General features: G+C 59.0%; 9 protein-coding genes. 5 read left to right on the forward strand and 4 right to left on the reverse strand.

What is annotated here, in order from left to right:
* Positions 1-3: 3 nt before the first annotated feature.
* Positions 4-1,794: a bifunctional isocitrate dehydrogenase kinase/phosphatase gene (aceK, locus tag FAZ30_RS02065; RefSeq protein WP_137008555.1), complete on the reverse strand. Its 1,791-nt coding sequence runs from the start codon at positions 1,792-1,794 to the stop codon at positions 4-6.
* 50 nt (positions 1,795-1,844) lie between these two features.
* Positions 1,845-2,522 carry a pseudouridine synthase gene (locus FAZ30_RS02070; RefSeq protein WP_137008557.1) on the reverse strand — a complete coding sequence of 226 codons (678 nt, stop codon included), beginning with the start codon at positions 2,520-2,522 and terminating at the stop codon, positions 1,845-1,847.
* A gap of 432 nt (positions 2,523-2,954) precedes the next feature.
* Here FAZ30_RS02070 and FAZ30_RS02075 point away from each other — a divergent pair, with 432 nt between their 5' ends.
* Both FAZ30_RS02075 and icd read left to right on the forward strand, forming a co-directional pair.
* Positions 2,955-5,192, forward strand: a complete 2,238-nt coding sequence (locus FAZ30_RS02075; RefSeq protein WP_137008559.1) for an NADP-dependent isocitrate dehydrogenase — start codon at positions 2,955-2,957, stop codon at positions 5,190-5,192.
* 212 nt (positions 5,193-5,404) lie between these two features.
* Positions 5,405-6,649 (forward strand): NADP-dependent isocitrate dehydrogenase, encoded by a 1,245-nt coding sequence (icd, locus tag FAZ30_RS02080; RefSeq protein WP_124642388.1) that lies wholly within the window; start codon positions 5,405-5,407, stop codon positions 6,647-6,649.
* A 55-nt stretch (positions 6,650-6,704) separates the two neighbouring features.
* Here icd and FAZ30_RS02085 read toward each other — a convergent pair whose 3' ends face one another.
* A complete protein-coding gene (locus tag FAZ30_RS02085) occupies positions 6,705-7,589 on the reverse strand; it encodes a LysR family transcriptional regulator (protein WP_124642387.1) in 885 nt (294 codons plus the stop codon).
* Between the two features lie 88 nt (positions 7,590-7,677).
* On the opposite strand from FAZ30_RS02085, the gene mdtH reads away from it, so the two are divergent.
* Positions 7,678-8,886: a multidrug efflux MFS transporter MdtH gene (mdtH, locus tag FAZ30_RS02090; RefSeq protein WP_124642385.1), complete on the forward strand. Its 1,209-nt coding sequence runs from the start codon at positions 7,678-7,680 to the stop codon at positions 8,884-8,886.
* A gap of 104 nt (positions 8,887-8,990) precedes the next feature.
* On the opposite strand, the gene FAZ30_RS02095 is transcribed toward mdtH, so the two are convergent.
* Entirely contained in the window at positions 8,991-9,194 is a 204-nt protein-coding gene (locus FAZ30_RS02095) for a cold-shock protein (RefSeq protein WP_045846595.1), read from the reverse strand.
* A 224-nt stretch (positions 9,195-9,418) separates the two neighbouring features.
* Between FAZ30_RS02095 and clpS the strand changes: the two genes are divergently transcribed.
* Entirely contained in the window at positions 9,419-9,727 is a 309-nt protein-coding gene (clpS, locus tag FAZ30_RS02100) for an ATP-dependent Clp protease adapter ClpS (protein ID WP_059284672.1), read from the forward strand.
* A complete protein-coding gene (gene clpA, locus FAZ30_RS02105; RefSeq protein WP_124642383.1) occupies positions 9,727-12,006 on the forward strand; it encodes an ATP-dependent Clp protease ATP-binding subunit ClpA in 2,280 nt (759 codons plus the stop codon). The genes clpS and clpA overlap by 1 nt, the downstream gene beginning before the upstream one ends.
* Positions 12,007-12,030: the final 24 nt, after the last annotated feature.

Consider the following 12,030-nt stretch of genomic DNA (forward strand, 5'->3'; position numbering starts at 1 on the left):
TTCTCAGTTTTGCCCGGCAGCCCGCCGGGGAGGTCGCGCCTGCCGCCGTGCCAGCGCGTGGACAAAGCGCATTTCTTCCGGGTAGGGATAGAAATCCTCCATATAACCATCGCGGATGCGCTGCTGGCGTTGCTGCCAGAATGCCGGCGTCAGCAAGTCGCGGTGATAATGCAGAAAGGTCTTGCGCACCAGCGGGTCGCCCAGCAGAAAGGTGGCGAACTCCTCGGGGAAGACATCGTTGCGCGCCACCGGGTACCAGACCTCGCCGGACATCTCCATTTCCGGGTTGGGCGCTTCCGGTATCTGGCGAAAATGGCAATCGGTCAGGTATTCGATTTCATCGTAGTCATAGAAGATTACCCGGCCGTAACGGGTGACACCGAAGTTCTTGAACAACATGTCTCCGGGGAAGATATTGGCGGCAGCCAGCTCCTTGATGGCCAGGCCGTAATCACGGATCACCCGCTCTTTTTCCTGCTCATCGCAGTTCATCAGATAGATGTTCAGCGGCTTCATGCGCCGCTCGATATACAGGTGGCGGATGATAATGCTGTCCTCCCCCTCCTCCATCATCGACGGCGCCAGGCTGCGCAGCTCTTCGAGCAGTTCGGCGGTAAAGCGCTGGCGTGGAAAGGCGACATTGGAGAACTCCAGCGTGTCCGACATGCGCCCTACCCGGTCGTGCCGCTTCACCAGCCGGTATTTCTGCTTCACCGTGTCGCGGTCTATTTCCTTGGGGCCGCCAAACACGTCCTTGATCAGCTTGAACACATAGGGATAGGACGGCAGCGTGAACACCAGCATCACCAGCCCGCGGATACCGGGGGCAATGATGAACTGGTCATTGGAATGCTGCAGATGCTGCATGAAATCGCGGTAGAAGGTGTTCTTGCCCTGCTTCTGCAAACCCAGCATGGTGTAAAGCTCGGCCTTGGTCTTGCCCGGCAGCATGCCGCGCAGAAACTGCACATAGCCGGAGGGGACTTCCATATCCACCAGAAAGTAGGCGCGGCTGAAGGAAAACAGCACGCCGATACGCCATGGCTCCAGCAATACGGTATCCAGATACAGGCCGCCGCCCGCGTCGTGCAATATCGGGATGGCAAAGGGATAGCTCAGCCCGCCATTGATCACCTTGCCAAAAATATAGGCGGTCTTGTTGCGATAAAAGGGTGAGGACAACACCTGTATCTGCAGATTGGCCTCGGCATGTGGCCAGGCTCCGGCAAAGAAGTCATTGGCATACTGCAAGACCAGCGCCAGATCGCGGCGCAGACGGACAAAGGGGCGGTTCCAGCCCATGTCGGCAATGATCTGCCGCATCACCCGGCGCAAGCTGCTGCTGGCCGGATAGTAACTGCGATAGGACGGCGGGTCGGACTCGATATATTCAGTGGAAATGGCCGGGCGGATGAAGATGAAATCGTTGTTGAAATAATCCCGGTGCAGCATGCGGGTGAACACCGAGTTGAAAAAGGTCTCCGCCAGTTCCGGCTGCTTGTGATTGGTCAGCAGGCCGATGAAATACAGCTTGGCCTGCTGCCATATTTCATCGTCCAGCAGATCGGCATGAAACTCCCCGTGCAGGCGCGCGACTGTTTCCACCACCCGCTCATCGTAAAACTGGATGCGATCACGAATGGCCTGCTGCACACCCTGCCAGTCGCCGCGCTCGAACAAGGCCTTGGCCTGGCGGTTGCAGTCGCGAAACAGGCGGTAGTGCTTGTCAAAACCATCGATCAGAGCCTGAGCGATATCACGCGCTACCGGATTGTAATACTCGGGAATCTGCATGCTCTGGCCTCGGTGTTGCCACGCCACCCATCACGGCAAACGACAGGCAGTCATGGCTTGTTTCTGCGGGCAAAGCGGAATGAGGGCTGCGGCCCCGCCTTGCTGCCTGCGGCTGTGCTCTTGCGGGCGGGGGCAGCGCTGCCCTGCCCCAGACGTTCAGCATGCGACAGCGCCGGCAAATCTTCAAGATTCACACTGATGCTGCGCAGCTCCCCCGGTTGCAGCCCATCCAGCTGCCAGGGGCCAATCGCCGCCCGCACCAGGCGCAACGTGGGCAGCCCCACCTTGGCCGTCATGCGGCGCACCTGGCGATTCTTGCCTTCACTGATGATGATTTCCAGCCAGCAGTCCGGCACCGTCTTGCGAAAACGTACCGGCGGCTTGCGTTCCCACAGCGCCGGCGGCTCGATCTGCCGCGCCTGTGCCGGCCGGGTGACAAAATCGCCCAGATCAACCCCCGCGCGCAATGCCTCCAGCTGTGCCTCGCTCACCTGTCCCTCCACTTGCACCCAATAGGTCTTGGGCAGTTTCCAGCGCGGGTCGCTGATACGGTGCTGCAAGGCGCCTTCGCCGGTCAGCAGCAGCAAACCTTCGCTATCGGTATCCAGCCGGCCAGCCGGGTAGACACCGGGAAGCGCGATATGGTCTTTCAGCGTGGGATGCCGCTCGTGCTGGGAAAACTGGCAGATAACACCATAAGGCTTGTTGAACAGGATGAGCTGGGACATTTTCTGGCAAACCGTAGAACGAGTGATGCGCCGGATGATAGCAAGGACTGTGTACTGCGGTCATGCCAGAACAAGTCGGGCAGGCCACTGCAACAAACTATTCGCATCGCTGTCTGTTGCAGTGGCTATGCTGTGGAGTGCAGCTCACAGCACCCGTGCGGAAAATTCACATTCGAACAGTTGTTTATCTTGTCGAAATGGCAAAGTTCGGATACTTACAAACAGTGCGCAGATTTGAGGGGTATAATTCACTTCCGAAAAGTCACCCGCAAGTCCAGGGGCCACGCTGCCACGCACAGGCTGCCTGGCGCAGTCCGGCAAAACGCCCGCCTGATGCAGTGCCTTTCCACGCGCCTAGCGGAACATCCCCCAGTATGCGAAAGCCGCCTTGCGTAGTTGTTCTGACGTCAAAATAATCATTGGAGATAGAGTATGCCCACAAAGCAGCCGACCATCATCTACACCCTGACCGACGAAGCACCGGCGCTGGCCACCAGCGCCTTCCTGCCGGTCGTTCGTACCTTTACCGGCGCTGCCGGCATCAACATCGAAACGGCAGATATCTCGGTTGCTGCCCGCGTACTGGCCGAATTCCCCGAATACCTGACTGAAGAACAAAAAGTACCGGATACGCTGAGTACCCTGGGCAAGCTGACCCAGGACCCGGACACCAACATTATCAAGTTGCCGAACATCAGTGCTTCGGTTTCGCAGCTGATCTCCTGCATCAAGGAACTGCAATCCAAGGGCTATGCCCTGCCCGACTACCCGGAACTGCCCAGCAGCGACGCCGACCATGCCCTCAAGACCCGCTACGCCAAGTGTCTGGGCTCGGCTGTCAACCCGGTACTGCGCGAAGGCAACTCCGACCGCCGCGCCCCGCTGGCCGTGAAAAACTACGCCAAGAAGCACCCGCACTCCATGGGCGAATGGAAGCAATGGTCGCAAACCCATGTTTCCCACATGCACCATGGCGACTTCTACCATGGCGAAAAGTCCATGACGCTGGACAAGGCGCGTGACGTGAAGATGGAGCTGACCACCAACAGTGGCAAGACCATCGCCCTCAAGCCCAAGCTGGCCCTGCAGGCTGGCGAAATCATCGATTCCATGTTCATGAGCAAGAAGGCGCTGTGCGACTTCTACGAACAGGAAATGGAAGACTGCCGCGAATCCGGCATCCTGTTCTCGCTGCACGTGAAAGCCACCATGATGAAGGTGTCCCACCCCATCGTGTTTGGCCACTGCGTCAAGATCTACTACAAGGATGCTTTCGAAAAACACGGCAAGCTGTTCGAAGAGCTGGGCGTCAACGTCAACAACGGCATGGCCAACCTCTACGAAAAGATCGAGACCCTGCCGGCCACCAAGCGCGAAGAAATCATCCGCGACCTGCACGCCTGCCAGGAACACCGTCCGCGTCTGGCCATGGTGGACTCCGCCAAGGGCATTACCAACTTCCACTCGCCCAACGACGTGATTGTCGATGCCTCCATGCCGGCCATGATCCGTGGCGGTGGCAAGATGTGGGGTGCCGATGGCAAGCCGGCTGACTGCAAGGCCGTGATGCCGGAATCCACCTTTGCCCGCATTTATCAGGAGATGATCAACTTCTGCAAATGGCACGGCAACTTCGACCCGCGCACCATGGGCACCGTGCCTAACGTTGGCCTGATGGCGCAGAAGGCCGAAGAGTACGGTTCGCACGACAAGACCTTCGAAATCGCCGAAGACGGCGTAGCCAACATCGTCGACCTGGCGACCGGCGAAATCCTGCTGAGCCAGAACGTGGAAGCTGGCGACATCTGGCGCATGTGCCAGGTGAAGGATGCCCCGATCTGCGACTGGGTGAAGCTGGCCGTTACCCGCGCCCGCAACTCCGGCATGCCGGCAGTGTTCTGGCTCGACCCGTACCGCCCGCACGAAAACGAGCTGATCAAGAAAGTGGAAACCTATCTGCAGGACTACGACACCAGCGACCTGGAAATCCACATCATGTCCCAGGTCCGCGCCATGCGCTTCACCCTGGAACGTGTCGCCCGTGGCCTGGACACCATCTCGGTGACCGGCAACATCCTGCGCGACTACCTGACCGACCTGTTCCCCATCATGGAACTGGGCACCTCGGCCAAGATGCTGTCCATCGTGCCGCTGATGGCCGGTGGCGGCATGTACGAAACCGGTGCCGGCGGTTCGGCACCGAAGCATGTACAACAGCTGCTGGAAGAAAACCACCTGCGCTGGGACTCGCTGGGTGAATTCCTGGCGCTGGCGGTATCGCTGGAAGAACTGGGCATCAAGACCGGCAACAACAAGGCCAAGATCCTGGCCAAGACGCTGGACGCCGCCACCGGCAAGCTGCTGGACAACGACAAGTCGCCGTCGCGCCGCACCGGTGAGCTGGACAACCGTGGCAGCCAGTTCTACCTGGCCAGCTACTGGGCCGAAGCACTGGCCGAGCAAACCGAAGATGCCGAACTGCAAGCCCAGTTCGCCCCGCTGGCCAAGCAGCTGGCAGGCAGCGAGCAGCAAATCATCGACGAGCTGAAAGCCGTACAGGGCCAGCCGGCCGACATCGGCGGCTACTACCTGCCGGATACTGCCAAGTGCCAGGCCGTGATGTGCCCGAGCGCCACTTTCAATAGCGCACTGCAAGCCGTACAGGCCTAAGCCTTGCCCGGCCCATGCCGGCCGGCAGCAAACCACCAAGCGCCAGGATCCGTCCTGGCGCTTTTTTTATCCGCCCCTCCCCCGCCAACGATTTTCCAAAAAATTTGTCTGAATAATCCTCTGCAACAGCCCCGCCACAGTCTAGGCTGAGTGAGTGGAGAAACACTGCGGTCAGTCGCAGCCCGTTACCCAGTTACCAGGAGAGAACAACAATGAGTGAATCCCATATCAAGGTTCCCGCAGCAGGACAGAAAATCATCCCGGGGCAAGCCATCCCCGACCACCCCATCATTCCCTTCATCGAAGGCGATGGTATCGGCATCGACATCACCCCGGTCATGATCAAGGTGATCGATGCTGCGGTGGCAAAAGCCTATGGCGGAGCCAAGAAAATCCACTGGATGGAAGTGTATGCCGGCGAGAAATCGACTCGCCTGTATGGGCCGGATGAATGGCTGCCCAAAGAAACCTTCGACGCGCTGAAAGAATACGCGGTGTCGATCAAGGGCCCGATGACCACCCCGGTAGGTGGTGGCATCCGCTCGCTCAATGTAGCCCTGCGCCAGGAGCTTGACCTCTACCAGTGCGTACGCCCGGTGCAGTACTTCCAGGGCGTGCCCTCACCGCTCAAGCAACCCGAGCTGGTCAATATGGTGATCTTCCGCGAGAACACCGAAGACATCTATGCCGGCATCGAATGGCAAGCCGGCTCCGATGCCGTCAAGAAAGTGATCGCCTTCCTGCAAAACGAAATGGGCGTGAAGAAAATCCGCTTCCCGGACAGCTCCGGCATCGGCATCAAGCCGATCTCGGTCGAGGGAACGGAGCGCCTGGTGCGCGCGGCCCTCAAATACACCATAGACAATGACCGCAGCAGCCTGACCATCGTCCACAAGGGCAATATCATGAAGTTCACCGAAGGCAACTTCCGTGATACCGCCTATGCGCTGGCTCGCCGCGAATTCGGAGCCGAACTGATCGCCGGCGGCCCGTGGTGCAAGTTCAACAATCCCCAGACCGGCCGCGAGATCATCGTCAAGGACGCCATTGCCGATGCCTTCCTGCAGCAAATCCTGCTGCGCCCGGCAGAATACGACGTAATCGCCACTACCAATCTCAACGGCGACTACATCTCCGATGCACTGGCCGCGCAGGTCGGCGGCATCGGCATCGCACCGGGCGCCAATATCTCGGACAAGTACGCCTGCTTCGAGGCCACCCACGGCACGGCGCCCAAATACGCCGGTCTGGACAAGGTCAACCCTGGCTCGCTCATCCTGTCGGCCGAAATGATGCTGCGCCACCTAGGCTGGACCGCCGCCGCCGACTTGGTGATCAAATCCATGGAAGCCGCCATTGCCGACAAACAGGTTACTTACGACTTCGCCCGGCTGATGGAAGGTGCCACCGAGGTCTCCTGCTCCGGCTTTGGCGACGCCATGATCGCCCGCATGTAAGCCATCGACAGGTTTAGCCCGCCACCAGGCCCGCTCATCGCGGGCCTTGCGTGTTTCAGCCATCCACCAGGGCGCGCGCCGCGTCCAGAACCAGCGTTTTTGCCGCATCCACCCGCTTGCCTGCACGCCAGGCCATCATCACCTCCCAATGCCACGCGGGCAGCTCCGGCAGACACAGCCTGACCAGGGTGCCGTCCTGCAGATCAGCCTTGATCGACAGTTCCGGCATGAAAGAGACAAAACGATGGCGCAATACCAGCTCACGCGCCGCCGATGCCGGCTGTACCGCATGAATCGGGCTGGGCAGCTGCCGCACCATGCGGATTTGCTGGATCAGGCTCTCGCACTCATCCCCCCAGAACTGCGGGGCAATGCGATGGCGGGCAATATCAGCCAGCGCCAAGGGCGTGCGGCAGTCCGCCAGCGGGTGATGGGCAGCCACAACCGCGACAATCGGCGAACGCCACAGCAGCTCCATCTGAATGCCGGCCATCGCCGGACATTTCAGTACAAAGCCCACCTCCACCTGCCCGGTCAGCAGGTCTTGCATGATCTGCTGCGAGTGGTCGGTACCGCAGCGTATCTCCATCGGCGCATCCGCCAGCTTCATCAGCAAAGGTCCGAAAACCGGTGAGGTCAGCGATGGCAGGCAGGATAGCCGGATACGCGGCACGCTCGGTGTGCCCTGCATGGTTTCCAGCCCTTGCCGGTAGGCCGCAACCGACTGGCGTGCAGCAACAAGGAAAGCCTGGCAGGCATTGGTGGCCACCGCACCACGCCGATGCCGGGTAAACAGGCGGACATCCCACTGCTGCTCCAGCAGGCTGATACGCTGGCTGACCTGTGGCTGCGACCAGCCACGCTTGGCTGCTGCCTGGCTGAAACTGCCCAGCTCAGCCACATCCAGCAATAACTCCAGATCAGACAAAGCGACAGACATAAAAAGATTGCATATGAAATATTAGTAGAAGTCGACTTACATAATAGCAGGCCGCCTCCCTAAAATGCTGTACGGATGAGGAGAACACATGGCTTCGGCACAACGGGCACGCAAACTGGGCAAGGCATTTATCCTGCTGGACAACCTGCTGGTGATATTCGGTTTCTTCATGGTTTTCCCGCTGATCAGCCTGCATTTTGTTGACCAGTTAGGCTGGAGCGCCACGATCGTCGGCCTGGCACTGGCACTGCGCCAGTTCATGCAGCAGGGGCTGGGCCTGTTTGGTGGCTCGCTGGCCGACCGCTACGGTGCCAAGCCCTTGATTGTCTGCGGCATGCTGATGCGCGCCGCCGGCTTTGCCTGCATGGCACTGGCGCATGCTCCGTGGCTGCTGTTTGTCTCCTGCCTGCTCTCCGGGCTGGGTGGGACCCTGTTCGATCCACCGCGCACGGCGCTGGTGGCCAAACTGGTACGTCCCAGAGAGCGGCCACATTTTTATGCCATCCTGATGATGCAGGACAGCGCTGGTGCGGTGGCTGCGGCCCTGCTGGGCTCCTGGCTGCTGCAATTCGACTTCCGCTGGGTTGGCCTGGCAGGAACCGGCATGTTCGTGCTGGCCGCCGTGGTCAACGCCCTGCTGCTACCGCCGTACCGGGTCGCTACGGGCAAGACGTCCCCCTGGCACTCCATGCGTATCGTCTTGCACGATCGCAGCTATATGCGCTTTGTACTGACCTTGAGCGGCTATTACATGCTCGCGGTACAAGTCATGCTGCTGGTCCCGGTGACCATCAAACAGCTGACCGGCAATTATCAGGCCGTAGGCTGGATGTATATGCTGGAAACCTGCTTGTCACTCAGCCTGCTTTATCCGCTGGCACGCTGGGGAGAACGCTATCTGCGCCGCGAACAGCGCATGCTGATCGGCCTGGGACTGATGAGCCTTAGTCTGGCCATCATGAGCAGCGTGCAACATCCGCTGGCAGCCTTTGTCATTCTGGCCGTGTTTTTTCTGGGGTCCATCATCATGGAGCCGGCACGGGAAACCTATATCGCCGGGCTGGCCAAGGCACAGGCTCGAGCCAGCTATCTGGGCTGCAGCCGACTCGGGCTGGCTTTGGGTGGGGCAGTGGGCTATGTTGGAGGAGGGTGGCTGCTGGACATGTCTCGCCAATGGCAGCTGCCGGCGCTGCCTTGGCTGTGCCTGGCGATGATTGGTGCCATCACCTTGCTGGCACTATGGGGGCAGTTGCTGCGCACCCCTGCCAGCACGCGCTATGCCAGCAATACCATTTGATCAAAAAACAAAACCCGCCGGTTGGCGGGGTTTTGTTTGAAGCTGTCGGGACGTTGACCGGTTAGATCAGCGTACCTGGCAATCCTGGCGCATCCTCTGCCTGATCAGGCAGCCTGGATGTTCGACGCTTGCTTGCCTTTCGGGCCGCTAACGATGTCAAAGCTTACACGTTGACCCTCTTTCAGAGTCTTGAAGCCTTGCATATTGATGGCGGAGAAATGGGCAAACAGGTCTTCACCACCCTCATCCGGGGTAATAAAGCCAAAGCCTTTAGCGTCGTTGAACCACTTAACGGTACCAATTGACATGTTACTTCCTTGATTGACTATGGCTGGTGAGGCCGACCAACTTAAAGCCTGCTGCCCATTCCGGCTTATCCGGGAATGCCAAACAGCTAAGCCAAGCACCTGAACAGCATTTCTACGCAACCATCGTGATAGCGTCAAGTCCAAAAGGAATTCGCACTCGCCCCTTGAAAAAAAGTCAGGGGGAACCAAAATTGAAGTAAACCGCGGTTTAACTGAAAGTCGACATGTCCACGCAGTTCAGCAACGACGCCGTCAAAGAGGTGTCACGGGTGAGGACCACCCCTCCCCCAATGTATAAGGTATTGTTATTGAACGATGATTTCACCCCAATGGAATTTGTGGTGGAAGTGTTGCAGCAGTTGTTCCACATGAACAGGGAAAAGGCTACCCAGGTCATGTTGCAAGTCCATACGCAAGGTCACGGCGTGTGTGGCGTTTATACCAAAGACGTGGCTGCCACCAAGGTTGAACAGGTGTCGCAATTTGCCAAAGCACACCAGCATCCGCTTCAGTGCGTAATGGAGGAAAACTGATGATTGCCCAGGAGCTTGAAGTAAGCCTGCATATGGCGTTCATGGACGCCAGGCGCAAGCGCCACGAGTTCATCAGCGTGGAGCATTTGCTGCTTGCCATGATCGACAATCCCTCCGCCGCCGATGTTTTGCGCGCCTGCGGGGCCAATCTCGACCAGCTGAAAAAACAGCTGGGCGACTTCATCGACGAACACACCCCCACCGTTCCCGGGGAAACCGAGGTCGAAACCCAACCCACGCTGGGCTTCCAGCGGGTGATTCAACGCGCCATCCTGCATGTGCAATCTTCCGGCAAGAAGGAAGTGACTGGCGCCAACATTCTGGTGGCCATCTTCGGCGAAAAAGACTCGCATGCCGTTTATTACCTGCATCAGCAGGGAATTTCGCGCCTAGATGTGGTCAATTTCATCTCGCACGGCATTACCAAACAGCGCTCGCCGCAACACCCGCCCGAGCCACGTGAGCAGCACAACGAATCCGAGGGCGAAGAGCAATCTACCGGCCCGGGCGGCGCGCTGGAAAACTACACGCTCAACCTTAACCAGCAGGCACGCGATGGCAAGATCGATCCACTGATCGGCCGTGAGCTGGAACTGGAACGTACCGTGCAAATCCTCTGCCGCCGCCGCAAGAACAACCCCTTGCTGGTGGGTGAAGCTGGCGTGGGCAAGACGGCGATTGCCGAAGGGCTGGCACGGCGCATCGTCAACAACGAAGTGCCGGATGTACTGTCCAAGGCCACCGTGTATGCGCTGGACATGGGTGCGCTGCTGGCTGGCACCAAATACCGTGGCGATTTCGAGCAACGCCTCAAGGCCGTCATCAAGCAGCTGACCGAAGACGAACACGCCATTCTGTTCATCGACGAGATTCACACCCTGATCGGTGCCGGCGCAGCTTCCGGCGGGACTCTGGATGCCTCCAACCTGCTGAAGCCGGCGCTATCCAATGGCAGCCTGCGCTGCATTGGTGCCACGACCTATAACGAATACCGTGGCATTTTCGAAAAGGACAACGCCCTGTCGCGACGCTTCCAGAAGATTGACGTGGCTGAACCGACAGTGGAACAGACCGTGGAAATCCTCAAGGGGCTGAAATCGCGCTTCGAGGCCCATCATGGCGTGAAGTACACCCAGGCAGCGCTGTCCACCGCGGCCGAACTGTCCGCGCGCTATATCAACGACCGTCACCTGCCGGACAAGGCCATTGACGTGATCGACGAAGCAGGTGCTGCACAAAAAATCCTGCCCAAGTCGCGGCAGAAAAAGGTGATCAACAAGTCCGAGATCGAAGAGATCGTGGCCAAGATCGCCCGTATTCCGCCCAAGACCGTCTCTAGCGATGACCGGAATGTGCTGAAAAACCTGGAGCGCGATTTGCGCAACGTGGTGTTCGGCCAGGACAAGGCCATTGAAAGCCTGGCTACCGCCATCAAGATGACCCGCTCTGGCCTGGGTAATCCGCAAAAGCCCATCGGTTCCTTCCTGTTCTCCGGCCCGACCGGGGTGGGCAAGACCGAGGTCGCCAAGCAGCTGGCCTATGTGCTGGGCGTAGAGCTGATCCGCTTCGACATGTCCGAGTATATGGAGCGACATGCGGTCAGCCGCCTGATTGGCGCACCTCCCGGCTATGTCGGCTTCGAACAGGGCGGTCAGTTGACCGAAGCCATCAGCAAACACCCGTATGCCGTACTGCTGCTGGATGAGATCGAAAAAGCGCATCCCGACATCTACAACGTGCTGTTGCAGGTGATGGACCATGGCACCCTGACCGATAACAACGGTCGCAAGGCAGACTTCCGCAATGTGGTGATCATCATGACCACCAATGCCGGTGCCGAAGCCATGTCCAAGCCGACACTGGGCTTTACCCAGTCCAAGGAAGCCGGTGATGAAATGGCCGACATCAAGCGCCTGTTCAGCCCGGAATTCCGCAACCGGCTGGACGCCACGATCTCCTTCAAGACGCTGGATGAGCAGATCATCATGCAGGTGGTGGACAAGTTCCTGATGCAGCTGGAGCACCAGCTCAGCGACAAGAAGGTGGAAATCCACTTTACCGACGCGCTGCGCGCCTTCCTGGCCAAACGTGGCTTTGACCCGCTGATGGGCGCTCGCCCGATGGCACGGCTGATTCAGGACACCATCCGCAAGGCACTGGCCGACGAGCTGCTGTTTGGCCGCCTGGCCAATGGCGGAGAAGTGACAGTGACGGTCAATGAGCAGGATGTGGTTGAGCTGCAATTCGACCCAGAAACACTGGCCGCCGAACCAGCCTGAGCCATCCCGCCATCACCACAACGC

Origin of the sequence: Aquitalea aquatilis (genome assembly GCF_005155025.1) — a bacterium.
Lineage (GTDB): Bacteria > Pseudomonadota > Gammaproteobacteria > Burkholderiales > Chromobacteriaceae > Aquitalea > Aquitalea aquatilis.